Raw genomic sequence first — 26,558 nt, 5'->3', positions numbered from 1 at the left:
GAGGGGCGCCCAAGTGCACGGAATCTGCCCCGTATGTGAGTCCGGTGTGAGGTGCCGCTCGTCGCGTGGGCGTGGTGGGCGACGCGCGAGCGCTGACAGGGGCCGGCCTCAGGGTTTGGGGCGTGTTCCGCTCTTCAGGGCGGGCGATTCGCGCCCCGAACGGCGAATCGCGCCCCAAACCTGCGCAAGGGTCTCGCGGGCCGAGCGGCTGGCTCGGGATGGGGGCGTGGAATGTGTACTGGGGCGGGTGGGGGACGCCCCGGTGCACAAAACGTGCCCCAGCCCTCCACCACAGGAGTGACGTGTTCAGCCGGTGGACCCCCGAACACCCCGCGGACCCGCGGCCCCCTTCACGCTCCGCCCGCGGCCAGCAGCCCTCGCCCCGTGGCGCGACTCACTCTGCGAGCCCGACCGTTCGATCCCGCGGCCCCGACTCACGGGACCGCGCGCTCACGCCGCCGCGCCGAGCTCCAGGATGCCGTTCTCGAACGCCGCGCGGGCGAGCACTTTGTAGCCGTGCTCCGGGAAGAACACGGTGAGCCTGTCGTCTTCGATCCCCATGACGGTGCCGGTGCCGAACTCGCCGTGCTCGACGACGGAGTCGATACGGATGCCGCCTTCTTCCGCGTCCGAGGGGCCGTCCGCCTCGACCGGAGCCAGGGCGCCGCTGTCGCAGCGGTCGCACGCCGCGCACTGTTCGGGGGTGGCGACGCCGAAGTACTCCAGCAGCGCGCGTCGGCGGCAGTGGGTCGTCTCGGCGTACCCGCGCATGATCTCGATGCGCGACGCCCGGATGCGCTCCTCGGCCTCGTCGCGCTCGCGCACCGCGCTCACGGCATCGCCCGCCGACACCCGCTCGCGCACCGACACACCGTCGGGACCCGAGACGGCCAGACCGCTTGCCACGAGCTGGTTGAGCACGCGCCCGATGACGCGGGTCGAGCGGCCGGCGTCCTCGGCGATGTCCTTCGCGCGCAGGGGTGCTTTCGCACGACGCAGGACGTCCCAGACTCCGGCGATGTCGGCGCGCTTGGTGTGGCCGCCGGCGAAGAACGACCGCAGCGAGAAGTCTTCGGCGCGGTAATGCAGGATCGCGCGCGCGGGTTGCCCGTCGCGCGCCGCGCGGCCGATCTCTTGCGCGTACGAATCCAGCGACTCGGTGACGTCGGCGTGCACGACCAGGCGCACGTCGCTCTTGTCGACGCCCATGCCGAACGCCGAGGTGGCGACCACGACGTCGAGGTCGCCCGCGCTCCACGCCGAGTGCACTTCGTCACGCCGCTTCTGCGCCATCGCGCCGTGGTACGCGGCCGCTCGAAGGCCGAGGGCGGTGAGCTCCTCGGCGTACGCGTCGGTCTCTTTGCGCGTCGCCACGTACAGCAGCGCCGGGCCGCCGGCATCCTGGACGTCCGCGACGACGGCACGGCGCTTGTCGTCGTCGTGCTCGTGGCGGCGCACGGCCATGTGGATCTCGGGGCGATCCATGCCGCGCACCTCGAGGTGCGGCTCGCGCATGCGCAGACTCGACACGATGTCGTCACGGACGGGAGCGGATGCCGTGGCCGTCAGCGCCAGCACCGGCGGGTGGCCGAGCGCCTCGACGGCGTCGCCGATCCGCGCGTAGTCGGGGCGGAAGTCGTGGCCCCACGCCGAGACGCAGTGCGCCTCGTCGACCACGAGCAGACGCACATCGGCCTTCGCGAGCCGGTCGAACACCTCGCTGTTGGCCAGCTGTTCGGGCGCGAGGAAGGCGTACACGGCGTCGCCGCTCTCGATCGCCGCCCAAGCGGCACGCTTCGCGGCCGCACTCGTGCGGGAGTTCAGGGCGACGGCGGCGGGGGCGTCGGGAGCGGCGTCGATCGAGTCGATCTGGTCGCGCTGCAGGGCCAGCAGGGGTGAGATCACGACCGTCACGCCGCCGAGTTCGCATCCGGAGATCTGGTACACCGCCGACTTCCCCGCACCCGTCGGGAAGACGACGAGGGTGTCGCGCCTGCCCACGACCGCATCGATCGCCTCGGCCTGCCCGGGCAACAGGTCGTCCCATCCGAAGACCTCACGGGCGGTGCGGGCGGACTGTTCGAGCGTGGCGGGAGCGTTCACGGATGCCTCATTCCTGGGGGAGCCCTCAGCACACCTCAGACCTCCGACATCGCGACGGGGGTTGCGACGATGAGCGACCTGTGATGACCCGCGCCCGTCCAGCACGCGGGGGAGCGCGCTCGCCCGATCCGCAGAGGAAGAACGATCTAGCGCCGCCCGGGCGTCCCGGCCGGGGGCATCCGGCCGGCGAACGCGGCTCGACCGACGCCCGCGGGTTCGGACGACGGACGCGAACTCGACCTGCGGCCTCGCGGACTGCAAGCCACCCGATGCCCGGCGGTTCGGGAAATGTCGTCGTCGAGCCTCGGATGCCACGGGCGCCGTGCCGATGCAAGCGCACCGGCGATGTCGGAGGTCGATGCCAGGATGCCGACATGCTCTTCAGCGATATCGAGACGGCCCTTGTGGCGGTGACGAACACGCGCTCGCGGCTGGCCAAGGTCGACGCCCTCGCGGCGGTGCTGCGGTCTCTCGCGCCGGATGAGATCGTTCCGGCGGTGGGTCTGCTGACGGCGTCGCCTCGCCAGGGCCGACTCGGCGTCGGCTGGCGCACGCTCTCGAGTCGCGGCGGATCCCACGCCGACGAGCCGTCTCTGACCATCGGCGACATCGACGACGCGTTCTCGCGGCTGACCGAGATCGGTGGTGCGGGGTCGGCAGCGGTCCGCACGGCGCTTCTCGACGCCCTGGCCGAGCGGGCGACGGCGGGGGAGTGGCAGCTTCTCATCCGCGTCATGACCGGCGAGTTGCGCACCGGTGCGCTGGAGGGGGTGCTGCTCGACGCCGTCGCGCGTGCGTCCGACCGCGACGGCACCGCGGTACGGCGCGCCGCGATGCTGTCGGGCGACCTGGGTGAGACGGCTCGCGTGGCGCTCACGGAAACGGTCGACGATCTCGCCGCCGTGGGCCTCGTCGTGGGTCGCGGGGTGCAGCCCATGCTGGCCTCCACCGCCACATCGGTGGCCGACGCGCTGGGTGTCGCCGGTCGGGCGTCGGTGGAGTACAAGCTCGACGGGGCCCGTGTGCAGGTGCACAGACAGGGCGACGAGGTGCGCGTGTTCACCCGCACCCTGGCCGAGGTCACCCATCGGGTGCCCGAGATCGTCGAGGTGGTCCGCGGTCTGCCGGTGGACGACGTCATCCTCGACGGTGAGACGCTGTCGCTCGACGACGACGGCGGTCCGCGACCCTTCCAAGACACGATGGCGCGCTTCGGTGCCGAGACGGCGCGCGAGATCGTCCTGCGACCGTGGTTCTTCGACGTCCTGCACATCGACGGGCGCGATCTCGTCGACGAGCCGCTGTCGGCCCGACTCGACGAACTCGAGCGCATCGCGTCGCTCTGGCGCATTCCGGCGGTGACCACGGACGACGTCGAGACGGCCGATGCGTTCGCCCGTGGTGCCCTGGCCGCCGGCCACGAGGGCGTGATGGTGAAGGGCCTCGACGCCCCGTACACGGCCGGTCGGCGCGGCAAGAGCTGGCTCAAGGTCAAGCCCGTCCACACCTTCGACCTGGTGGTGCTCGGTGTCGAGCGCGGCTCGGGGCGGCGCTCGGGATGGCTCTCGAACCTGCACCTCGGGGCGCGCGACCCCGAAGGCCGATTCGGGCAGCCCGACGGATTCGTCATGGTCGGCAAGACGTTCAAGGGACTCACCGACGAGCTGTTGACCTGGCAGTCCGCGCACTTCTCCGAGCGTGCGACGGGGGAGATCCCGGGAGGCATCCGCGTCGTGCCCGACACGGTCGTCGAGATCGCGATCGACGGTGTCCAGCGATCGGTGCGCTACCCCGGCGGCGTGGCGCTGCGCTTCGCGCGCGTCAAGGCTTACCGTTCCGACAAGCCCGCGGCCGAGGCCGACACGATCGACACGCTGCGGTCCCTCCTCCCCGGGGGCGGCGCGTCGACCGACTCCGACGAGACGGGTGAGGTGTGATGCCGTGGGCAGCACGCAAGGAGCAGGCGCCGGCTGGGCGAAGGGATCGCCCCGCGACATGGCGCGGGGCCGAGAGGGCGAGGCGATGAGTCTCGCACCGTGGCTCGACGGCGAGCTGGGCTATCGCAGCTTCGGAACACCGGGAGCGCCGCGCGCCGTGTTCGTGTTGCGAACAGGCGATGTGGCCACCACCGATCCCGATGCGCGCGTCACCTCCGCCTTCGACGTGCGCGTGATCGCCGTGGGACTCGACGCGCCCGAGCTCGAAGACCCCCCGGTCTTCGGGGGGCAGACCCCCGCCGGTCTCACCGTGGAGGCACTGCGCGAGCTGGTCGCTCGCGAGGCGCCCGGCGCCACCGTCGGCCTCGTCGGGGAGCGCGCCGCCGGGCCGATCGCGATCTATCTCGCAGCATCTCTGGGCCCCGTTGTGGACCGCTTGGCCATCGTCGGCGTGCAGAGTCCGTCCGACCCGCTCAGCCGCGATCTGCGCACGCCTCTGCTCGACCATCTCGACGCCGAGGTGCTGGTCGTCGTCGGCGGCGACGGTCCTGCCGACTCCGGCGACGCCGGGTGGTACGTCGACCGGATGCGATCGGCCGAGGCCGAGGTCGTGCCCGACGACGAGATCACCTCGGTCAACGGTCACGTGACCCTCTCCTCGGTGTGGGAGCACGTCCTCGCGCACGTCGCGCCGGGCGCCGAGCGCCGCTGACCCGTCGCACCGGGCGCCGGGCGCCGAGCGCCGCCGCAACCCCGGCCGTCAGCCGCGAACGACGGCCTTCACCTGCACGACGTTGGACTCCTCGTCCACCTCAACGTGATCGGTCTGGGCCTTCAGGAAGTCCGAGAAGCTGCGGAAACCCAGCGCCTTCTCGCTGAACGACGGGTCGAGACGCTTCATGAGGTCTTTGACCGCCGACGCGTGCAGCCATTCTCCGTCGGCGCGCTCGCCCTCCAGCTGCATCGCCCGTTCGAGCAGGTCCACAGCGGGGTCCTTCGAGCGCTTGCGGGCCCGCGGCCGCGAGGGCGGGGAGTCCTTCTTCGTCTCGGCCAGATTCGGGATGCCGGGAAGGGAGTCGTACGCGTCGAAGCGATCGCAGGCCGCCGCCAGAGACTTCGCGGTGGAGCCGGCCACGCCGACGCCCACGACGTACCGGCCGAGTCTCTTGCATCGCTGCGCGAGCGGGACGTAGTCGCTGTCGCCCGCGACGATGACCACGTGCGTGAGGTCGGGGAGGCGGAACATGTCCTCCACGGCATCCACGGCCAGACGGATGTCGGCGCCGTTCTTCGCGTAGGCCGCGGCGGGGAAGAGCTGGACGAGGTCGACCGCGCGGGCCACCAGCTGCGAGCGGTACTCGGCGTTCACCGGAGCGGACCAGTCGGCGTACGCCCGGGTCAGCACGAGGGTGCCGAACGACGCCGCGTAGTCGATGATCGCGCCCACGTCGATCGTCGCCTTCGTCAGCCGTTCGGTGATTTCGGGGTCGACGGGGCTCTCGGCGATCTTCTGCCGGTCACGCGAATAGGCGTTGCGCCCGTGGACGCGGTCGTACCACGACATCACGATGTTGTCGAAGTCGAGGTAGACGGCGACGCGGGCGGTCTGGGAGTCGGGCATGACTCCAGTCTGACCCGTCCGCCGGGCGCGCAGGAACCCCGCGCCCGGGAAGTCGGCAACGCCCGCGGCGCGCGGGCCGCGGGCGTCGAGGCTCAGCGCTCGCCGGGGTAGACGACGCCGATCTGGCGGCGCACCTCATCGAGGACGCCCATGATCGCGACCGTCTCGTCGATCGGGAGGATGTCGTTCGCGGCGGCGCCGTCGGCGACGAACCGCTCGGCGGCGAGCGCCTGGTACTGCATGCCGCGCCCCTCGACCTCGGACGAGAACTCCTCGAGCACCTCGCCCTCGGGCGCCACGACGCGGAAGGAGGTCGGCGTGTACCAGACTCGGTCGATCTCGATGCGCGCCTCGGTGCCGACGATCTGGGCGGCGTTCGTGCCGGCGCCTCGCGACGACGACACCGTGGTGGAGATCGCTCCCCCGGAGTGGACGAATATCGTCGCCACCTCGGCGTCGCTCCCGGCATCCGAGAGGCGGGCGAGGGCGGTGATGCGCTCGGGCAGTCCGAGCACGTCGACCGCGAACGAGATGGGGTAAATGCCGAGGTCGAGCAGGGCGCCGCCGCCGAGCGCGAGGTCGTTGAGACGGTGCGCGGGGTCGGTGGGGAGCTTCTGCGTGTGGTCGGCCGAGACGACGCGCACCTCGCCGAGGGTGCCCGCGGCGAGGATCTCGCGGATGCGCACCATGTGCGGCAGGTAGCGCGTCCACATCGCCTCCATGGCGAACAGGCCCTTCTCGGCGGCGCGATCGCGGATCATCGCGGACTCGCTGGCGTTGAGGGTGAAGGGCTTCTCGACGAGTACGTGCTTGCCGTGGTCGAGCGCCAGGAGGGCGTTGTCGATGTGCCCCGGGTGCGGTGTCGCGATGTAGACGATGTCGACGTCGGGATCGGCCACCAGTTCCTCGTATGAACCATGGGCGTTCGCGATGTCGTACTGCGCCGCGAATTCGCGAGCGCTCTCGATGCGGCGAGAGCCGACCGCGGCGACGTGGAGCCCCGCCGTGCGCAGGTCGGAAGTGAAGGCGTGGGCGATGCCGCCCGTCGCGAGGATGCCCCAGTGCAGTCCGGTCATGGCATCCACCGTATCGGCGCGCGACGGCACCGCGGGTCGCTCCCGGAGTCACCCGCATGCTCGCGCCCGTGACCCGCGGGGCGTCGGCGGCGCGCGGAGCGCACCCGACCGGCGAGACGGCCGCAGCCGGCGACCGTGATGTTGGCGCGTCGCATCCTCGCACGGGGGAGGGGTTCACCCTCGGAACGCGTTCGTGGATCGCCGGGTACACCCTTCTCGCGTCGTCGGCTATCCTCGTGTGACCGGTCACGCAGCAGCGCGCGACCCGCGATGAGGCGGACGATGAGCGACACCGATACCCCGGAGGCGACGGGGCGTGCCCCGAGCATCCGCGATGTCGCCCGGGTGGCAGGGGTGTCCTACCAGACCGTTTCGCGAGTGATCAACAACAGCTCGCAACTGCGCCCCGAGACAGCGGCGAAGGTGCGGTCCGCGATCGCCGAGCTGAAGTTCGTGCCGAATCAGGCCGCCCGAGCCCTGGCGACCAGCCGGTCGCGTCTCATCGGCGTGCTGGGCCCGCGCGTGACCACCCACGGCGTGGCATCCATGGTGCAGGCGGTCGAGTCGGCCGCACGGGCCGCTGGTTACCGTCTGACCGTCACCAACCTCGCCACGAGCGATCCCGACGACGTGCGCGCCTCGATAGACCACCTCATGCAGCAGTCGATCGAGGGGCTCATCGCGGTGGCGCCGCAGACCCGCGTGATCCCGATCCTCGAGGAGTTGAAGCTCCCGGTGCCGGTGCAGACCGTCGCGTCCACGGGGGTGTCGACCTCGCACAACGACCAGGCCGCGGGGGCGCGTGCCGCCGTGCGCCATCTGATCGAGCTGGGGCACACGCGGATCCTCCACATCGCCGGCCCGCGCGACTGGATCGAGGCCGACCATCGCATGCGGGGCTACCTCGCCGAGATGGATGCGGCCGACCTGCCGCCGCGCCCGCCGGTGCTCGGCGACTGGACCGCGCAATTCGGTTACGAGGCCGGACGAGAACTGTTGCGCACCGAGGACGTCACGGCGGTGTTCGCGGGCAACGACCATATGGCGCTGGGATTCATGCATGCCGTTCGGGCCATAGGTCGCTCGGTCCCCGAGGACATCTCGGTGGTCGGGTTCGACGATGTGCCCGAATCGGCTCACCTCTGGCCGCCGTTGACCACCGTGCGACAGGATTTCGTGGGCATCGGCACCCGCGCTTTCGCCGACCTGCTCATCGCGCTCGGGGAGTTCCAGGGCGATGCGCCCGCCGCGGAACCCGACCACCTGCGCCTCATCGTGCGGTCGTCGACCGCGCCGCCCTCGCGCTGACTTCGTCACGTTTCGGCAACGGCTCGATGTCATTCGCATCGGGACTTGACAGGTCAGCGGCCGAGCGGGGTAGCATCACACACACAATGTGAACGGTCACATGACCGGGTCACACGGCCGACGGGACTCGCTGCGGAGCGGATCCGTCGAGACGAAGACGTTTCGAACGACGCGGGATCTCCCGCGCCACCGACTGGCCCTTCGTTTCGCCCCCGAGGTCGTGCGCGCTCGGGATGCTCCGTCAGCAGTGCCTGCGATGGACTCCAGCGGAGACATCGCGACTAACACCCAATGGAGGGAACCAGAGTGAAGAAGCACAGCATGCTCAAGGCGGTCGCCGGAGCCGGCGTCCTGGCGCTCGGCATCGGTCTCGCGGGTTGCGCGGGCGACCGGACCGGCGGCAACGCCGGTGGCGGCGAAGAAGAGGCCGGCGGCATCATCGGCGTCGCGATGCCCACGCAGCAGTCGGAGCGCTGGATCGCCGACGGCAACAACGTCAAGGCGCAGCTCGAGGAGCTCGGCTACCAGGTCGACCTGCAGTACGCCAACGACGACATCCCCACCCAGGTCTCGCAGATCGAGAACATGATCTCCTCGGGCGCCAACGCCCTGATCATCGCCTCGATCGACGGCACCACGCTGACCGACGTGCTGCAGCAGGCCAAGGACGCCGACATCCCCGTCATCGCGTACGACCGCCTCATCAACGGCACGCCGAACGTCGACTACTACACGACGTTCGACAACTACAAGGTCGGCGTGCAGCAGGCCACGTCGCTGCTCACCGGCCTCGGTGTGCTCGACGCCTCGGGCGCCGACACCGGCGCCGCGGGCCCCTTCAACGTCGAGCTGTTCGCCGGTAGCCCCGACGACAACAACGCGACCTTCTTCTGGCAGGGCGCCATCGACACGCTGCAGCCGTACCTCGACAAGGGCACGCTGGTCGTCCCGTCGGGCCAGACCGACTTCGGCCAGGCCGCGATCCTCCGCTGGCTGCCCGAGACGGCGCAGGAGCGCATGGAGAACATCCTCACCGTCATCGGCTCGACCAAGCTCCAGGGTGTGCTCTCGCCGTACGACGGTCTGTCGATCGGAATCATCTCGGCCCTCACCTCGGGCGGCTACTCCGCCAGCGACCTGCCCGTCGTCACGGGTCAGGACGCCGAGGTCGGCTCGATCAAGTCGATCATCGCCGGTGAGCAGTACTCGACGATCTTCAAGGACACGCGCGAGCTCGCCAAGCAGGCCGTGACCATGGTCGACGACATCCGCAAGGGTGAGACGCCCCAGGTCAACGACGAGGAGACCTACGACAACGGCGAGAAGATCGTGCCGTCGTACCTGCTCGAGTCGACGATCGTGACGAAGGACAACTACAAGGAGATCCTCATCGACAGCGGTTACTACACCGAGGCCGACCTGGGTTGATCCCCCCGGGAGGGCTCCGGCCCTCTCGACCCGCCTCCGCCGCGGCCCCACGGGGTCGCGGCGGAGGCCCCCGCGGGCACGCGCGACGCGCGCCCGCCCCACCATCCCGACCGGCGACGAGCCGGTTCTGCAAGGAGGACCTCGTGAGCACCATCCTCGAGATGCGCTCGATCACCAAGGAGTTCCCCGGCGTCATCGCGCTCGCCGACGTGTCGCTGACCGTTGAGCGCGGGACGGTTCACGCCATCTGCGGCGAGAACGGCGCCGGCAAGTCGACCCTCATGAAGGTGCTCAGCGGTGTGTATCCCGCGGGCGACTACCGCGGTGAGATCGTCTTCGACGGCAACACCGTCGAGTTCAAGGACATCCGCGACAGCGAAGCGGCCGGCATCGTCATCATCCACCAGGAGCTGGCACTCAGCCCCTACCTCTCGATCGCCGAGAACATCTTCCTCGGTAACGAGATCACCCACCGCGGCCTGATCGACTGGGATGCCACCAACCGCGAGGCGGCCAAGCTCCTCGCCCGCGTGGGTCTGGGCGACAGCCCCGACGTCCCCGTCAACGAGATCGGCGTCGGCAAGCAGCAGCTCGTCGAGATCGCCAAGGCGCTGTCGAAGGACGTCAAGCTCCTCATCCTCGACGAGCCGACCGCCGCCCTCAACGACGACGACTCCGAGCACCTGCTCGACCTGATCCGTCATCTGCGCGGTCAGAACATCACGTGCATCATCATCAGCCACAAGCTGAACGAGATCCGCGCGATCGCCGACGAGGTCACGATCATCCGCGACGGGCGCACGATCGAGACGCTCGACGTGGCCACCGGCGGCACGAGCGAAGACCGCATCATCCGCGGAATGGTCGGCCGCGAGCTCGAGAACCGCTACCCCGACCGCGACGTCGAGATCGGCGACGAGGTCCTGCGCATCGAGGACTGGAACGTCAGTCACCCCACGGATGCCGCGCGCACCATCATCCACCAGGCGAACCTCAACGTCCGCGCCGGTGAGGTCGTCGGCATCGCCGGTCTCATGGGCGCCGGTCGCACGGAGCTGGCGATGAGCGTGTTCGGCAAGAGCTTCGGCTCGCGCATCTCGGGCACCGTCTACATCAACGGCAAGAAGGCCGACACCTCCACGGTGCCCAACGCCATCCGCAGCGGCCTCGCGTACGTCACCGAGGACCGCAAGGGCGCGGGGCTGAACCTCATCGACACGATCAAGCGCAACATCTCGCTCGCGGGCATGCGCAAGCTCGTCAAGGGCGGCTTCGTCGACGGCGACGAGGAGTACCTGGTCGCCAACCGCTACCGCAAGTCGATGAACATCAAGGCTCCCAGTGTCGACGTCGTCGTCGGCAAGCTCTCGGGCGGCAACCAGCAGAAGGTCGTGCTGTCGCAGTGGCTGTTCTCCGACCCGGAGGTGCTCATCCTCGATGAGCCGACACGCGGCATCGACGTCGGCGCGAAGTACGAGATCTACACGATCATCAACGCCCTCGCGGCACAGGGGAAGGGGGTGCTGGTCATCTCCTCGGAGCTGCCCGAACTCCTCGGCATCTGCGACCGCATCTACACCCTCAGCGAAGGCCACATCACCGGCCAGCTGCCCATCGAACAGGCAACTCCCGAGGCACTCATGGTGCTCATGACGAAGGAAAAGGAAGCCGACCATGTCAGCGCTTGACAACACCGTGACCCCGAAGGGTCCCGCCACGCCGAAGGGTCCCGTCGGCGGCGGCGCCGGCGGCGGTGCCGGGGGCATCGTGCAGTTCTTCACCTCGCGTCTGCGCGAGATCGGCATCTTCATCGCCCTGATCGTCATCGTGCTGCTGTTCCAGGCGCTGACCGGCGGGCGTCTGCTCACCGCGGGCAACGTGTCGAACATCATCGTCCAGAACAGCTACATCCTGATCCTCGCGATCGGCATGGTGATGATCATCATCGCCGGCCACATCGACCTGTCGGTCGGGTCCGTCGCCGCCTTCGTCGGCGCCGTCTCGGGTGTGCTCATCGTGCAGTGGGGCTTCCCCTGGTGGCTCGGCATCGTGCTGTCGCTGCTGCTCGGCGCGGTGGTCGGCATGTGGCAGGGCTTCTGGGTGGCCTACATCGGCATCCCGGCGTTCATCGTGACCCTGGCGGGCATGCTCCTGTTCCGTGGCCTCACGCAGATGACGCTGGGCAACACGCAGATCACGCCCTTCCCGACGGAGTACCGCCAGCTCGGCGGTGGCTACCTCTTCCCCGACCTCTTCCCGGCCGCCTCGTCGCCGGCGGAGTGGATCACCGTCGCCCTGGGCGTGCTGACCCTCGTGCTCTTCGTGGTGTCGCAGGTGCGCCAGCGCGCCAAGCGTGCGGCTCTCGAGCTGCAGAACGAGCCCCAGGTCGCGTTCCTCGTCAAGGTCATCGGTGGCGGCGCGCTCATCGCGTACCTCACCTACCTGCTCGGTGTGGCCCCCGGTTCGCGTGGCACGCCGATCGTGCTGGTCGTGCTCGCCGTGCTGATCATCGGGTACTCGACCGTCATGAGCCGCAGCGTCTTCGGCCGCCACATCTACGCGATCGGCGGAAACCGCACCGCCGCGAAGCTGTCGGGCATCAACACCCGCCGCGTCGACTTCATGCTCTTCGTGAACATGGGTGTGCTCGCGGCCCTCGCCGGCATCGTCTTCACCGGTCGCCTGAACTCCGCCGGTCCCGGCGCCGGAAACCTCTTCGAACTGGATGCCATCGCGGCATCCTTCATCGGTGGAGCGGCCGTGCAGGGTGGTGTCGGCCGCGTGGTCGGCGCGATCGCCGGTGGTCTGGTCATGGGTGTGCTGAACAACGGCATGTCGCTCATGGGCATCTCCACCGACGTGCAGCAGTTCATCAAGGGCCTCGTGCTGCTGCTGGCCGTCGCCTTCGACGTCTGGAACAAGAACCGCACGCGCGGTTGATCCACGCCCGAACATGAACAGGGCCCCGGCGCGCACGCGTCGGGGCCCTGTTCATGTTCCTCGACCGCTCCGCGGGTGAACGGGATGGTGAGACGGGTTTCGACCAGCCGCCCTGCGACGGGGGCCGCGGGGCCGGTCCGCCGCCCTGCCGCGACCGGCCCCGCGGCACCCCACCCGCTCGGCGGACCCTTCGCGTCTCCCGGGGATCGCGTTCGGTTCGCGCGCTGCCGCCTACCGTGTGCGCATGGCAGCCCGCCCCTCCGTGGTGATCGTCGAAGACGACGACACCGTCCGCACCGTCGTCGCCGACTACCTCCGCGCCGACGGGTACGACGTCGTCGCCTACGGTGACGGGGCGACGGCGCTGGCCGCTCTGGCATCCGGTGTTCCCGACGTCCTCGTCCTCGACCGGATGCTGCCGGGCGTCAGCGGCGACGAGTTGTGCCACGAGGTCCGCTCGCGATCGGACGTCCCCGTGCTGATGCTCACCGCCCGCGCCGGCGTCGACGACCGAATCGACGGCCTCGAACGCGGAGCCGACGACTACCTGACGAAGCCCTTCGCGATGCGTGAACTGCAACTCCGGGTGCGCGCCCTTCTGCGGCGCCGCGTGAGGGCCGACGGGTCGAGCGACTTCAGCGTCGGACCGTTCCGCGTCGACCCGGTGCGCCGACGCGTGTGGAACGGTGCGGACGAGGTGCCGCTGACAGCCCGGGAGTACGACCTCCTCCTTCACCTCGCGCGGCATCCGGATCGCGTCTTCACTCGCGACGAGCTGCTGCACGCGGTGTGGGGATGGACGTTCGGCGAGGCTAGCACCGTGACCGTGCACGTGCGGCGGCTGCGCGAGAAGATCGAGCCCGACCCGCACTCGCCGGTGCACCTGCGCACCGTGTGGGGAGCCGGATACCGTTTCGTCCCCGGGGGAGTGGTTCGTGCCGTCCGCTGACGACGTGCTCCACATCACCGTCACGACGGTGGTGTGCAGCGCGATCGTGATGCTCGGGGTGGTCCTCGCCCTGATGCTGGCGCGACGGAGGTCGATCCTGACGCGCACGAGCATCGTCGTCGTGGGCGCCGCGGTGTCGGTGGCCGTGTCGACCGGGGCAGCGGCGTACGAGATGTTCCTCGGATCCCACGAGGTGATGGTGGTCGCGTGGATCAGCGGGATCGCGGCCGTCGTGGCCGCGACCTCGGCACGACTCGTCCTGAGCGGCACGATCTCGCGGGCGACCGGTCGTCTCGTGGATGCCGCGAGACGCATCGCCGAGGGCGAGCCCGTCGTCGCCGTGGCCTCGGGATGGGATGAGTTCGACCGGCTCTCGACGCAGCTCGCCGACACCTCCGCGCGACTGGCGGCAGCGCGCGCCGACGTGCAGCGGCTCGAGCGGGCCCGCGCGCGGTTCTTCGCCGGCGTCTCGCACGATCTGCGCACGCCTCTCGCGGGCATCCGGGCCCTGGCGGAGGCGGTGGAAGACGGCCTGGCCGAGCGGCCGATGGAGTACGTGGCGCGCATCCGTGGCAAGGTCGACGTCCTCGACCGCATGGTCGACGATCTCTTCGAGTCGTCGAAGCTCGAAAGCGGCACCCTCTCGGTGCGCCCCGAGGTCGTGACGCTGCTCGACGCGGTCTCCGACGCCGTCGTCGACGTGCGAGGGGCCGCGGATCGGCGCGGGGTGGTGATCGAGCACGCGGGGATTGCCGGGTTGCAGCTGTGGGCCGACCCGCGCGAGCTCACCCGCGCGCTCGGCAATGTGCTGAGCAACGCGGTTCGCCACGCTCCCGCCGACAGCATCGTGCTGGTGTCGGCGCATGAGGACGACGACGGCCAGGTCGTGCTGGGTGTGCGCGACGCGGGCGACGGCGTCTCACCCGGCGACCTCGGGCGCCTGTTCGAGGTCGGGTGGCGCGCCGACGCCGCGCGCGCGAACGATCACGGCGCCGGCGCCACGGGTGCGGGGTTGGGGCTCGCCATCGTGAAGGGGATCGTCGAAGCCCACGGCGGCCGCGTGCGCGCGGTGAACGAGCGCGACGGCTTCCGGCTGGACCTCATCCTGCCCGCCGTCCCGCCGGGCGAGTGACCGTCCGCGCGAGCGGGGTTTCGGGATAACCCGAATCGAGCCGGGGGCTGACCGGGAGGTGCCGCGAGGGACGGGGTCATAGCGTGGATGCCATGACCACGGCACCCGTCCTTCCGCCCCCGCCGCCGCTCCCCGGCGCCTCCGTCGAACCCGCCGCGACCCCGGTCGCCGTGCCGCCGAAGGTGCGCGTCGCCTCTGCCGGTCGCGTCGCGGGCGCGGCAGCCCACCTCGCCGCGCTCGGCGTGGTGGGACCCGCCGTCTTCACCGCGCTGTTCAGCCTGTTCGGCTCGGGCTTCGGGCTGCTCCCCGCGCTGCTCATCGGCGTCGTGGTGCTCGTCGCCTTCGTCTACGCGCTCTTCGCGGTCGCGTGGTTCGAGCGGGCCCGCGTCGACGGCCTCTACGGACTGGGACTCGCGCCGATCCGCCCGCGCCGCAGCCCCAAGCCCGGGTTCGTCGGGGTACTGCACACCGTCTGGCTGCAGGCCATCGACCCTCTGCAGTGGCGCGCCGTGGCCTCCTTCGCCATCGCGACGGTCCTGGGCCTCGCCACGATCGCCTCGATCGGCATCGTCTCGTGGGGGATCGGTCTCACGGCGAGCCCGCTCTTCGGCTGGTCGGACACGCGCCTGCTCGGCATCGTTCCGCTGCCCGGGGTCGCCGCACCCCTCACCGGCATCGCCGCGGTCATCGTCGCGCTCGGCGTCATCATCGGTCTCGCGATCCTGCACGGCGTCATCGTGCGGGCGATCTTCGTCCCCTCCCGCGAGGCGCAGCTCGTCGAGCAGGCCCGCACCTCCGACACCCGTCGAGCCGGTGCCGTCCGGGCCGCCGAGGTCGAACGCACGCGCATCGAACGCGACCTGCACGACGGCGTCCAGCCGCGTCTGGTCTCGATCGGCATGACCCTCGGGCTCGCGCAGACCAAGATCGACGATGACCCCGAGGCCGCCAAGGCGCTGGTCGCCGAAGCCCATGCCTCGACCAAGTCGGCCATCACCGAACTCCGCCAGCTCGCCCGCGGCATCCACGCCTCGGTGCTCGAAGACAGGGGATTGGATGCCGCCCTGTCGGCCATCGCATCCCGCTCCCACATCCCCGTGACCCTCGATGTGCGCCTGCCGCGCCGGTGCGGGCGTGCGGCGGAGGAGGCCGTGTACTTCGCGATCGCCGAGACCCTCACCAACGCCGCGAAGCACTCCCGCGCCGCCGCCTGTCGCGTCGCCGTGCGGGTGCGCGAGGACGGCTCGCTCTGGGCCCGCGTCGAGGACGACGGTCTCGGGGGCGCACGGATCGTCCCCGGCGGCGGCCTCGACGGCATCGTCAACCGCGTCACCGCCGCGGGCGGCACGGCGCGCATCGACAGCCCGCAGGGCGGTCCGACCACGGTGGAGGTGAACGTCCCGTGCGCGTCCTGATCTGCGAGGACTCGGTGCTGCTGCGCGAGGGGCTCGTGCGCCTGCTCGCCGACGACGGCCACGAGGTCGTCGCCGCCCTTCCGGATGCCGCAGGGCTCGAGGCGGCGGTCGCCGAGACGGAGCCTGCGCTGTGCATCCTCGACGTGCGACTCCCGCCGACCTGGACCGACGAGGGCATCCGCGCGGCGATCGCGCTGAGGTCTCGGCATCCGGGGCTCGCGGTCCTCGTGCTGTCGCAGTACGTCGAGGAGCGGTACGCGAGCGACCTGATCGCCGACGGGCAGGGGGCCCTAGGGTACCTGTTGAAGGACCGGGTGGCCGACGTCGCCGACTTCCTCGCCGCGGTCGCCGCGATCGCCGGCGGCGCCACGGTGCTGGACCCCGAGGTCGTCGCCCAGCTGCTCACCCGTCGCCGCCGCGACGAGCGGCTGCAGAGCCTCACCGAACGCGAGAGGTCCGTGCTCGCGCTGATCGCCGAGGGCCGCTCGAATCAGGCCATCGCCGGCGCGCTGTTCGTCAGTGAGGCCAGCGTCGAGAAGTACATCACCGCCATCTTCACCAAGCTCGGCCTCGAGCAGGACGAGACGGGCAACCGCCGCGTCATCGCCGCCCTCGTCCACCTCGGCCACGATCACACCGGAGCCACCTCATGACCGCGCAGACACCCCTTCCCGCCCCCGCCGCCCCCGAACCGCCCCGTCGTCGCGGTGCCGCCTTCGCCGTGTCGATCGTCACGATCGTCGTCGGTACCGTCGTCGCCGTCGGCACCCTCGCCGGTACCGGATTCTCGGCCGTGGCGAGCATGGCCGACTGGCGCGGCGAGACGTCGTCGTACGACGTGTCGTCCGACACCTCCTCGCTGCCCCTCACCGATCTGCGGATCGACCTCGCGGGGGGAGAGCTTACGGTGGAGTACGGCGACGTGGACTCGCCGCAGCTCGACGCCGACGACCGCGGACGTCGAGGGTGGACGTTCGAGCGGGACGGGGACTCACTGCGCGTCGCTTCCCCGTCGGGCTCGTTCGTCGACGCCGGGCGCGGGGCGCGGGCCACGCTCACCCTTCCCCGCGATCTCGACGGATCCGGCATCACCGCCGACATCCAGGTGACCGGCGGCGCGCTGGATCTGACGGGCGACTTCGGCGACGTCACGGTCGAGGTCGCGGGCGGCACGGCCACCCTCGACGGCGCGGCGCGAGACGTCGATCTCACGGTGTCGGGCGGTTCGGCCACGGCCGCGATGACGGATGCCGAGACGGCCGCCTTCGAGGTGGCCGGGGGCGAGCTGACGGCGACGCTCAGCGGTATGACCCCGACACGCACGGATGTCGAGGTGACCGCCGGCTCCGCCGACATCACGCTGCCCGACGACGACTACCGCGTCCGCGTCGACGACGGCATGGGCTCGGTCGACAACGGCCTGCGCACGGACTCGTCGGCCACGGCCACGGTCGATGTGACGGCGACGATGGGGTCGGTGACCCTCCGCTCCTGACCGACGCACGAGGGGCCGATCCCGTCGCCGCGGTTCAGTCCGGCGAAGAGATCGGCCCCTCGGCGCGTTTCGCGATCAGTCTGCGGTCGGACCGCTGCGACGCACGCGAGGACCCCGCCGGCGGGAGACGACCAGCCAGACGATGAGGCCTGCGATGACGAGGATCGCCACCACGAGCAGGATCCAGGGCAGCACCGGGGCCGAGTCCGCGACCGGGGCGGGAGTCGGGCTCGTGGCGGACGTCGCGCTGGGCGTGGGGGTCGCGGACGCGGACGGCGTGACGGCCGCTGCCGCGACCTGCACGACGGCAGACGCGAGCACCGTCTCGCCGTCGGACAGGGCGATGGTCACCGAGCCCGCTCGCGCGGGGGTGAACTCGACGGTGGCCGTCCCGTTCGTCACGGCCGTCGTGATCGAGGGGCCGGTGGAGCTCCCGTCGGAGAACGATCCTCCGTCCGTGGAGTCGAGACCGAAGCCGACCGTCTGGAGACCGTCGACCTTCGCCTCCACCCGCGTCTTCTGCCCCACGACGAGAGACGAATCGACCTCGATGATGGGGGATTGCGACGTGGCGGTGGGCTGAGGCGCCGATCCGCTGACCGTCACTGACACGGTGCCCAGCACGGTCTCGCCGTCACCGACGGCCACGGTGAAGGTTCCCGCCTGTGTGGCGCGGAAGTACGCCGTGGCCTGGCCGTCGTTCGCCGGGCTCGTGACGTCGGTGGAGCCGGCCCCACCCGATTGCGTCGAGAGCAGGCCTCCCGGCGAGCCCGCGAGACCGAAGAAGGCGTCCTCCAGGCCGCCGAGCCCGGTGGCGGTGATGGTCGTGGTCTCGTCGACGGCGACGGTGGTGGGGTTCGCGGTCACGGTGGCCGTGCCTCGTGCGGAGGCGGCGGTGCCCCCGCCGACGGCCAGAAGAGCCGTCAGGGTGACCAGAGTGACGAGCCGTGTCATGCGTTTCATGTGATCTTCCGGAGTGGGGAGTCGGGTGTCAGTCGACTCGATGTCGCCGCGGGCGCCGCGGTGCCGACGACGACGGGCCACGAGGCGAGCGAGAACGCCGTCGGTCGTGCTCCCACCGTGGCGGAGGTCGGGAGCGCGGCGCAATGTCCAATTGTGGCCATGTCCGCAACCGGGCGCGCCCGTCGCGGGGCCGTCCGGTCCGGGTCGCGTCCGGCGGCCGGGGGCTCAGCCCTTCAACGCCTTCGCGATGCGTTGCGGGGACACGGGTTCCGCGGTGCCGAGACGCTGGGCGAACAGGCTCACCCGCAACTCCTCGAGCAGCCATCGCGTCTGCACGAGGTTCGCCGGGGCTCCGGCGGGGAGGGGAACCGTGCCCCCGGCCTCGACGAAGCCGGCGGCGGCGCGCTCGTACTCGGTCATGCGCTGGCGGTCGCGGCCCGGGTTGTCCGAGAGGGTCTTCACCCGGTCGAGCGCGCCCGCGAGGTAGCGGGGATAGTGCTGCAGACGCGCGAGGCCCGTCCGCGAGAGGAAGCCGGGGAACAGCAGACCCTTCACCTGACCCCGCACGTCGTTGAGCGCGCCGAGGAGCGTGATGGATGCCGCATCCTTCATCGCCCGCTCCACCTCGCGCTGCGCGAGCAGGATCTTCGCCGCGAGCGAGACGGTCTGGAACGTCCGCTCCACCGACGCGGCGGAGAACGCGTCTCGCACCCGTTCGAAGTCCGCCTTGGTTCGCACGACACCGCTCGGTGTCTCACGCCCGAGAACGTCGTCGGCCAGCGCGACGCGCGCATCCTCGATCAGGGCCTTCGCATTCTGGTACGGGGATGCCGCGAGGGCGAGCTTCTCGTTCGCGGTGAGGTGGTCGAGAACGTAGGTCGCGGGGGAGGGGACGGCGAGCAGCATCAGGCGCAGGACGCCCGCGCGCGTGAGCCGTGCCGCGTCCTCGGATGTCGCCTCGACACGCAGAGCCACGCTGTCGCCCTCGTCGATCAGAGCCGGATACCCGCGCACGACACCGCCGGCGACGGGTGTGTCGACGACCTCGGTGAGCTCGTCGAAGTCCCACGTGGTGAGCTTCGCGCGCGAGGCGAACGCGGGTGAGGCTTCGGCGACCTTCGCGGCCGAGGAACGCGCGACGGGGCGCTCGCGGGTGACGGCCGATTCCACGCTGGAGCGGGCACGGTCGGCGAGGCGGCGCTGGAGGGTCGCCAGGTCGCGGTCGCTGCCGATCGCGCGACCCCGCGCGTCGACGGCGCGGAACGACGGGCTCAGGTGGCCGGGGACCCGGTCGAGCTCGAAGTCGGCCGCGCTCACGCGCTGGTTCGCCACGCGCTGCACGAGGGCGGCGAGCGCATCGACGAGGGTCGTCTTCGGCAGACCGTTCGCGTGCTCAGGGCCCTTCTCCGCCAGCTCGGCACTGAATTTCTCGGCCCAGTCGGCGGCGGGCACGACGTTGCGGCGAATCGTCTTGGGCAACGCCCGCAGCAGTGCCGTGACCAGCTCGTCGCGCATGCCCGGCACCTGCCAGTCGAAGCCGTCGGGGCGCAGCTGAGCGAGCAGGGGGAGTGGCACCACGACCGTGACTCCGTCGTCGGGGGCTCCGGGCTCGAAGCGGTAGGCGAGATTCAGCGTCTGATCGCCCTGACGCCAGCGCGCGGGGAACGCCCGGTCATTGCCCTGCGCGCGATCGCCGGTGAGGTCGGACTCGCGCAGGTCGAGCAGGTTGGGCGTCCGGTGGATGGCATCCTTCCACCACGTCTCGAACGAGCGCACGTCGGTGACCTCGGCGGGGATGCGCGCGTTGTAGAACGCGAACACCGCCTCGTCGCCGATGAGAATGTCGCGGCGGCGCTCGCGCTCCTCGATCTTCTCGAGCAGTCGGCGCTGCTCGACGTTGCGGCGGAGGAACGCCGTGAGCCGTTTGTCGAGCACCGACGGGTCCCATTCGCCCTCGACCAGCGCGTGCCGCACGAACATCTCGCGCGCGAGCGGTCTGTCGAAGCGCGCGAGCTGCACGCGGCGCCGACCGACGAGCTCGACCCCGAAGAGGGTGATCTTCTCGTAGGCGGCGGCGGAGCCGGCATCCTTCGACCAGTGCGGCTCGCTGAGCGAGCGCTTCACGAGATCGGGAGCGAGGTCTTCCGCCCAGGCCGGGTCGACGGCGGCGACCGTGCGGGCGAACAGGCGCGAGGTCTCGACGAGCTCGGCGGCCATGACGGCTGCGGGGCGCTTCTTCTTCAGCCCGGAGCCGGGGAAGATCGCGAACCGGGCACCGCGCGCCCCGATGTACTCGCCCTTGACCGGTCGCGCGTCGCCCGGGGCTTTGCGGTCCTTGGTCTGCGTCATCGTGCGGGGGTCCAGGATGCCGAGGTGCGACAGCAGTCCACTGAGGATCGCCCGGTGGATGGCGTCGCCGGCGGCGTGCCCCTGGAGGGCGGTGTTCTGCGCGGCGCCTGCCGAACCATGTCCCGATTTGTGTGGACCATGTCCCGATGTGGGTGCACCCTGTCCCGATTTGTGCGGCCTGGAGGGGCTTGAACCAGCCATAAGTGGGACATGGTTCTTCGACCCACGCCCGTTGTCGCCGCGCCCGCCGTCACGCGAGCCACCCTCGCCGGAGCGCTCGCCCCCCAACGACCGCAGCTGCCGGTGCACGTCGACCCACTCGCGCACGCGCACGTAGTTGAGGTGCTCGCTGCGGCACAGGCGTCGGAAGGCGCTCGAGCCGAGCTCGGCCTGCTTCTCCTGCAGGTACTCCCACAGGTTGAGCAGCGAGAGGAAGTCGCTGGTCGGATCGGTGAACCGCGCGTGGAACCGATCGGCCTCCTCGCGACGCTCCTCGGGGCGTTCACGCACGTCCTGGATCGACATGCCCGACACGATCGCGAGCACCTCGGACTGCACGTCGCCCCGTCGCGCCTCGATGAGCATGCGGGCGAAGCGCGGGTCGATGGGCAGCCGGGCGATCTCGCGGCCGATCTCGGTGAGGCGCGGCCCGCTCTCTTCGCGGCGGTTCGGGCGTCGGCGCGACGGATCGCCGTCGTCGCGCACGTCACGCTCCCGCGTGTCCTCGCCGCCGCCCCGCGCCCCCGGCGCCGGCAGCTTCACCGCACCCAGCTCCACGAGCAGGTCGAACGCGGCCTTCACGCCCCGCGAGTCGGGCGGGGTCAGGAACGGGAACGCCTGGATGTCACCGAAGCCCAGCGACAGCATCTGCAGGATGACCGAGGCGAGCGACGTGCGCAGGATCTCGGGTTCGGTGTACTCCGGGCGGCGGGTGAAGTCGTCTTCGGAGTACAGCCGGATCGCGATGCCCGGCGATGTGCGGCCGGCGCGTCCCGAGCGCTGCTGCGCCGAGGCCTGCGAGACCGCCTCGATCGGCAGTCGCTGGATCTTCGAGCGGTTGCTGTAGCGGGAGATGCGTGCGGTGCCCGTATCGACGACGTACCGGATGCCGGGGACGGTGAGGCTCGTCTCGGCGACGTTGGTGGCGAGGATGACGCGGCGGCGCACGCCCGCGACGCTCGAGCGCTCGAAGACGCGGTGCTGCTCGGCGGCGGAGAGCCGGCCGTAGAGGGGGAGTACCTCGGTGGGGGCGGCGTCCTTCTGATACGCCCCGCGGATGGCATCCGCGGCGTCACGGATCTCCGCCTCGCCGGGGAAGAAGACGAGCACGTCGCCCGCGGCTTCGCGGTCGAGTTCGCGGAGAGCGGCGACCACGGCGCCGACCTCGTCGACGTCGTCGGCGTCGCGCGCCGTCTTGGCGGCGGGTCGTACGGAACTCCGGGGATTCGACGGCGAGGGCGCCGCGCGCCCGCGCGACGACGGGATGTCGTCGTCGTCGGCATCCGGGATCTCCGGAGGTGCGCTCGCGTCGTCGGCGCCGCCGGGAGGCCGATAGCGGATCTCGACCGGATACGTCCGGCCCGACACCTCGATCACCGGCGCCGGCACCGGATCGCCGCCGGGCTCTGCCGGGGCGGCGGCGAAGTGCCGCGCGAAGCTCTCGGGGTCGATCGTGGCCGAGGTGACGATGATCTTGAGGTCGGGGCGCTTCGGCAGGATGCGGCGCAGGTAGCCGAGGAGGAAGTCGATGTTCAGCGAGCGCTCGTGCGCCTCGTCGACGATGATCGTGTCGTAGCGGCGCAGCAGCCGGTCGCGGTGGATCTCGTTGAGCAGGATGCCGTCGGTCACCAGCGCCACGCGGGTGTCGGCCGAGACCTTGTCGGTGAAGCGCACCTTGTAACCGACGGTGGAGCCGAGCGGCACCTTCATCTCGTCCGCGATGCGCTCGGCGATGGTTCGCGCCGCGATACGGCGGGGCTGCGTGTGGGCGATGGAGGTGCGGCCGAGTTCGAGGCAGATCTTCGGCAGCTGCGTCGTCTTTCCGGAACCGGTGGCGCCCGCGACGATCACGACCTGATGGTCGCGGATGGCGCGCGCGATCTCCTCCCGCGCGGCGCTGACGGGCAGCTCGGGCGGGTAGACGATGACGGGTTCGACGGACACAGCCTTTCAGCCTATCGCGGCGCCGCACCGGCGGGCGCACCGTGTCGGTCCGGACGCCCCGGCCGGCCGCGCGTCGCGCGTCACGGCATCGACGCCTTCTGGGCCAGGATGCGGGTGGCCGCGGCATCCACCTTCGCCGCGAACGCGGGGTCGCTCTGCGCGCGGGCAAGGACGGCGTCGCGCATCTCGGGGTAGACCGAGGGATCGGCCGACACGAGCAGGAGGTCGACACCCGCATCGACGGCCCGCGTCGCGCGCTCGCCGGGGGAGAACTCCGCGACCTGGTCGGCGGCGGAGAGGTCGTCGCACGTCACGACGCCGTCGAAGCCCGCGGTGTCGCGCAGCACGCCGACCACTTTCGCCGAGAAGGCGGCAGGGACGCCGGGGTCGATGTTGGCGTAGTCGGCGGTGGAGAGCATCACCACGGCCGCTCCCTGCGGGAGCACCGTGGAATACACGCCCACGTCCGGGCCGTCGGCCGTGACGACCTGGTCGGTCACCCCGGTGCTGTAGTCGGTGTTGTCGCCGACGTGTCCGAGGCCGGGGAAGTGCTTGAACGTCGGCAGGATGCCGGACTGTCGCATCCCCGCGGCGAACGCGCCGGCTTTGGCGGCGACCGTGGCGCCGTCGTAGCCGTACTCCCGCGCGAGTTCCCCGATCGGCGGGTTGCTCTCGGCCGTCTCGGGGCTGGTGACGATGTCGGCCACGGGTGCGAGGTTCATGTTCACCCCCGCGGCGGCGAGCTGGCCGCCCCACGTCGTCGCATCGGCCCGGAGCTGCTCGTCGGATCGCCGCCCCTGTTCGACGGCCGAAGGGATGTCGTCGAATCCCGGCCCCGACAGCACCTGCACGGTGCCTCCCTCCTGGTCGGTGGCGACCCACAGCGCGGGGCGGTCCGTACCGCTCGCCGAGGTGAACTGAGCAACCAGCTGCGCGATCGCCGGGGCTCCGGCATCCGATCGCCCGTGCAGGAAGACGCCGCCGATGCGGTCGTCGACCACGGCCGCGAGCGTCGTCGGATCGGCGCCCTCGACCGAGGTTCCGACCATGAACATCTGACCCACCCTGTCGGCGACGCTCATGGCGGCGAGCGGGTCGGGAGTCGGCGTGGGGGTCGGGGTGGGCGTCCGGGTCGGTGAGGGCGTGGTCGTCGCGGTCGGTGGCACCTCGGGCGCGGGCGTCGGCGCGCACGCGGTGAGCGTCAGCGCCGCGAGCAGCAGCAGGGCGGTCGGACGCGCGAGACTCTTCACCCCTCGATGCTCGCTCATCGGCCTGAACGATCCCGGCACTTGACTCTGCCGCTGCGTCAAGCGGCAGGGTGGATGCCATGAACGAATGGTCCATCGCCGACCTCGCCCGCGCGGCCGGTGTGACGAGCCGCACGCTGCGGCACTACGACAGCGTGGGATTGCTGCGTCCGTCACGGGTCGGCGAGAACGGATACCGCTTCTACGGCGACGCGGAGGTCGCGCGGCTCTACCGCATCCTGTCGTTGCGCGCCCTCGACCTGCCGCTCCCCGAGATCGCGCGGGTGCTGGAGGACGAGCAGTCGTTCGCCGACACCGTCCGGGCGCACCTCGCCACGCTCGAGCGCGCGCGATCCGGCCTCGACCGGCGCATCGACGCGGTGCGCGACACCCTGACAGCCCTGGAGGAAGGAAGAGACATGAGCATCGACGACGCTCTGGCCGGAGTCGACGACTCCCGCTACGAAGACGAGGTCCGCCAGCGGTGGGGCGACGACGCATGGGAGCGCAGCGCCGCCCGACGGCGGGCGCTCACCCCGGATCAGCGTCGCGCCGCCGACGAGCACGGACGGGAGGTGAACGCGTCGCTTCGTGCTGCCGTGGAGAGGGGCCTTCGACCGGGGGACCCGGAACTGCAGGCACTCGTCGGGGCGCACCATCTCTGGGTCGCCGATCAGTGGGGCCGGGTTCCGGATGCCGCCGCCTACAGCGGCCTCGGAGAGCTCTACGTGGCGGACCCGCGGTTCTCCGCGGTCTACGGCGGGGAGCGGAACGCGGCGGCGATCCGGGATGTCATGGTGGTCCACGCCGACACACACCTGCGCTGAGGTCGGGCGCGGCCGGCGAACGCCGGTCACCTCCGCGTGCCGCGTACCCTGCGTCAGCCGCGCAGCCTCCGCGATCCGCGCAGCCTCTGGCGGTTCGGCGCTCGAACCACCGAGGTTGCGCGGATCGCCGACGTCACGGACACCCCCGCCCGGGCGTCACCCGTTGCCGCGGGAGCAGGTCGCCTGCGTGGCCTTCGAACCGTTGACGTTGCTCGGCAGTTCCACGACGTCGGGTGCGGGGGTGGCATCCGGCGCCGGGGTGCCCGACTCCGCCGGCGCGGCCGTCGGCTCCGACGGTGCTGCGGTCGGCGCCGACGGATCGGCGATGACTCCCTCGTTCGAGCCGAGGTCGCCGGTGAGGGCGATCGGCGCGTTGCGGTCGAGGGCGTCCCACAGCACGGCCGCGGACTCCTCGGAGGGGATGACGCGGTTGCTGTCGTCGGGATCGTCGTCGACCGGGTACTGCACGAACGTGATGTCGTCGAAGGGCACGTCCTTCAGCGTGTAGGCGAGCTGCGCGATCCGCACCGGGTCGGCGAGGCTCTCGCTGGGCGTGATGTTGTTCACGGCGGTGTTGGCGAGTCCGAGGAGCGTTCCGGGATTCGACAGCACCTCGTCGCTGCGCAGCTTGTTCAGCAGACGCGAGAGGTACTGCTGCTGGTTGCCGATGCGGGCGAGATCGCTCTCGTCACCGATCCCCTTGCGCGTGCGCAGGAACGCCAGCGCGTCGAAACCCTTCACCACGCGCGGGCCCGCCGCCCACTGGATGCCGGCGTCGGGATCGTCGATGCCGTCGCCGCCGATGCAGACCTCCACGCCGCCGATGGCATCCGTGATGTTGACGACGTTGCCGAAGCTGACCTTCGCCGCGAACGGGATGCTCTGGCCACTCAGCTCCGACACCGTCGCGGCGACGCAGGTCAACCCACCGGCCTCGTAGGCCGTGTTGATGGATGCCTTGAAGGCACCCGAGAAGGTGCTGCCGTCCTCGGCCGTGCACTCGGGGATCTCGACCTGCAGGTCGCGCGGGAACGACACGACGGTGACGCGTCGGGGGTCGGCGGAGACGTGCACGAGCATGTTGACGTCGTTGCGCGTGCCGGCGTTCTCGGGGTCGGAGCACCGGTCGCCGAACGCTCCGGCCACGACGTCGTCGCACTCGTCGGTTCCGACCACCAGCACCGCGAAGGGGCCCGAATAAGCGCTCAGGGCGGGGGGCTCCGCGGGGGCGTCCGGGAGCGGCACCGCCGCCTCCTGCAGGCGCTGGGTGAGCGACCACGCGTAGAACCCGCCGACGGCCACGGACGCCACCACGAGGACGGCCAGGGCGATCGCCGCCAGCTTCAGACCGCGCCGGACGCCCGAGTCGGGGCGGCGCTCTGCGTGGTGGGCGGGAGGGGTGACGGGCATGGGGGTAGTCAATCACGGCGTACTGCGGGCGGCTCGGCTCGCGGCGTCGCCCGCGCGGCGAGGACTCTGTCGCCCCCCCGTCGACCTGTGACGCCGACCCGGGTCGTCCATCGTCGTCGCGACGGCGAACCGTCCGCGCGGGGCGATCGCGTGGCACCGACACGACGATGGGGCGGTCTTGAGAGAGTCCGCCCC

General features: G+C 71.0%; 19 protein-coding genes. 12 read left to right on the top strand and 7 right to left on the bottom strand.

Features of this window, described 5'->3' with window-relative positions; all coding sequences use genetic code 11:
- Nucleotides 1-450: 450 nt before the first annotated feature.
- Nucleotides 451-2,103: a RecQ family ATP-dependent DNA helicase gene (locus tag QRO03_RS14760; protein ID WP_285138249.1), complete on the bottom strand. Its 1,653-nt coding sequence runs from the start codon at nucleotides 2,101-2,103 to the stop codon at nucleotides 451-453.
- Between the two features lie 374 nt (nucleotides 2,104-2,477).
- Here QRO03_RS14760 and QRO03_RS14755 point away from each other — a divergent pair, with 374 nt between their 5' ends.
- Nucleotides 2,478-4,040, top strand: a complete 1,563-nt coding sequence (locus QRO03_RS14755) for an ATP-dependent DNA ligase (RefSeq protein ID WP_285138248.1) — start codon at nucleotides 2,478-2,480, stop codon at nucleotides 4,038-4,040.
- 85 nt (nucleotides 4,041-4,125) lie between these two features.
- Entirely contained in the window at nucleotides 4,126-4,752 is a 627-nt protein-coding gene (locus tag QRO03_RS14750; RefSeq protein ID WP_285138247.1) for a hypothetical protein, read from the top strand.
- Nucleotides 4,753-4,800: 48 nt separating this feature from the next.
- Here QRO03_RS14750 and QRO03_RS14745 read toward each other — a convergent pair whose 3' ends face one another.
- Both QRO03_RS14745 and QRO03_RS14740 read right to left on the bottom strand, forming a co-directional pair.
- On the bottom strand, nucleotides 4,801-5,661 hold the full coding sequence (locus QRO03_RS14745) for an NYN domain-containing protein (RefSeq protein WP_285138246.1): 861 nt from the start codon (nucleotides 5,659-5,661) through the stop codon (nucleotides 4,801-4,803).
- 92 nt (nucleotides 5,662-5,753) lie between these two features.
- On the bottom strand, nucleotides 5,754-6,737 hold the full coding sequence (locus tag QRO03_RS14740) for a Gfo/Idh/MocA family protein (RefSeq protein ID WP_285138245.1): 984 nt from the start codon (nucleotides 6,735-6,737) through the stop codon (nucleotides 5,754-5,756).
- A gap of 282 nt (nucleotides 6,738-7,019) precedes the next feature.
- Here QRO03_RS14740 and QRO03_RS14735 point away from each other — a divergent pair, with 282 nt between their 5' ends.
- From QRO03_RS14735 to QRO03_RS14695, 9 genes are all read left to right on the top strand, one after another.
- Complete coding sequence (locus QRO03_RS14735; protein WP_285138244.1) at nucleotides 7,020-8,045, top strand: LacI family DNA-binding transcriptional regulator; 1,026 nt, start codon at nucleotides 7,020-7,022, stop codon at nucleotides 8,043-8,045.
- 321 nt (nucleotides 8,046-8,366) lie between these two features.
- Entirely contained in the window at nucleotides 8,367-9,473 is a 1,107-nt protein-coding gene (gene chvE, locus QRO03_RS14730) for a multiple monosaccharide ABC transporter substrate-binding protein (RefSeq protein ID WP_285138277.1), read from the top strand.
- A 161-nt stretch (nucleotides 9,474-9,634) separates the two neighbouring features.
- A complete protein-coding gene (gene mmsA, locus QRO03_RS14725) occupies nucleotides 9,635-11,161 on the top strand; it encodes a multiple monosaccharide ABC transporter ATP-binding protein (protein ID WP_285138276.1) in 1,527 nt (508 codons plus the stop codon).
- Nucleotides 11,148-12,413 (top strand): multiple monosaccharide ABC transporter permease, encoded by a 1,266-nt coding sequence (gene mmsB, locus QRO03_RS14720; RefSeq protein ID WP_285138243.1) that lies wholly within the window; start codon nucleotides 11,148-11,150, stop codon nucleotides 12,411-12,413. The genes mmsA and mmsB overlap by 14 nt, the downstream gene beginning before the upstream one ends.
- 244 nt (nucleotides 12,414-12,657) lie before the next feature.
- On the top strand, nucleotides 12,658-13,362 hold the full coding sequence (locus tag QRO03_RS14715) for a response regulator transcription factor (RefSeq protein WP_285138242.1): 705 nt from the start codon (nucleotides 12,658-12,660) through the stop codon (nucleotides 13,360-13,362).
- Nucleotides 13,349-14,494, top strand: coding sequence for a sensor histidine kinase (locus QRO03_RS14710; protein ID WP_285138241.1), 1,146 nt, complete (start codon nucleotides 13,349-13,351; stop codon nucleotides 14,492-14,494). Before QRO03_RS14715 ends, QRO03_RS14710 begins: the two co-directional genes overlap by 14 nt.
- A 92-nt stretch (nucleotides 14,495-14,586) precedes the next feature.
- Nucleotides 14,587-15,909, top strand: coding sequence for a sensor histidine kinase (locus tag QRO03_RS14705; RefSeq protein ID WP_285138240.1), 1,323 nt, complete (start codon nucleotides 14,587-14,589; stop codon nucleotides 15,907-15,909).
- Nucleotides 15,897-16,562: a LuxR C-terminal-related transcriptional regulator gene (locus QRO03_RS14700; RefSeq protein WP_285138239.1), complete on the top strand. Its 666-nt coding sequence runs from the start codon at nucleotides 15,897-15,899 to the stop codon at nucleotides 16,560-16,562. Before QRO03_RS14705 ends, QRO03_RS14700 begins: the two co-directional genes overlap by 13 nt.
- Entirely contained in the window at nucleotides 16,559-17,404 is an 846-nt protein-coding gene (locus QRO03_RS14695; RefSeq protein ID WP_285138238.1) for a DUF4097 family beta strand repeat-containing protein, read from the top strand. Before QRO03_RS14700 ends, QRO03_RS14695 begins: the two co-directional genes overlap by 4 nt.
- Nucleotides 17,405-17,479: 75 nt before the next feature.
- Here the strand turns inward: QRO03_RS14695 and QRO03_RS14690 are convergent, their stop codons facing one another.
- From QRO03_RS14690 to QRO03_RS14680, 3 genes are all read right to left on the bottom strand, one after another.
- Nucleotides 17,480-18,358 carry a hypothetical protein gene (locus QRO03_RS14690; RefSeq protein ID WP_285138237.1) on the bottom strand — a complete coding sequence of 293 codons (879 nt, stop codon included), beginning with the start codon at nucleotides 18,356-18,358 and terminating at the stop codon, nucleotides 17,480-17,482.
- A gap of 234 nt (nucleotides 18,359-18,592) precedes the next feature.
- Nucleotides 18,593-22,879: a DUF3418 domain-containing protein gene (locus QRO03_RS14685; protein ID WP_285138236.1), complete on the bottom strand. Its 4,287-nt coding sequence runs from the start codon at nucleotides 22,877-22,879 to the stop codon at nucleotides 18,593-18,595.
- An 80-nt stretch (nucleotides 22,880-22,959) separates the two neighbouring features.
- On the bottom strand, nucleotides 22,960-24,129 hold the full coding sequence (locus QRO03_RS14680) for a glycoside hydrolase family 3 N-terminal domain-containing protein (protein WP_285138235.1): 1,170 nt from the start codon (nucleotides 24,127-24,129) through the stop codon (nucleotides 22,960-22,962).
- Nucleotides 24,130-24,206: 77 nt separating this feature from the next.
- Between QRO03_RS14680 and QRO03_RS14675 the strand changes: the two genes are divergently transcribed.
- On the top strand, nucleotides 24,207-24,953 hold the full coding sequence (locus QRO03_RS14675) for a MerR family transcriptional regulator (protein WP_285138234.1): 747 nt from the start codon (nucleotides 24,207-24,209) through the stop codon (nucleotides 24,951-24,953).
- A 156-nt stretch (nucleotides 24,954-25,109) separates the two neighbouring features.
- Here the strand turns inward: QRO03_RS14675 and QRO03_RS14670 are convergent, their stop codons facing one another.
- Nucleotides 25,110-26,363 carry an LCP family glycopolymer transferase gene (locus tag QRO03_RS14670; RefSeq protein WP_285138233.1) on the bottom strand — a complete coding sequence of 418 codons (1,254 nt, stop codon included), beginning with the start codon at nucleotides 26,361-26,363 and terminating at the stop codon, nucleotides 25,110-25,112.
- Nucleotides 26,364-26,558 lie beyond the last annotated feature (195 nt).

Source organism: Microbacterium sp. lyk4-40-TSB-66, from assembly GCF_030209475.1.
Lineage (GTDB): Bacteria > Actinomycetota > Actinomycetes > Actinomycetales > Microbacteriaceae > Microbacterium.
The sequence above is the reverse complement of the archived record's forward strand: the minus strand, read 5'-3'. Positions and strand labels throughout refer to the sequence as shown.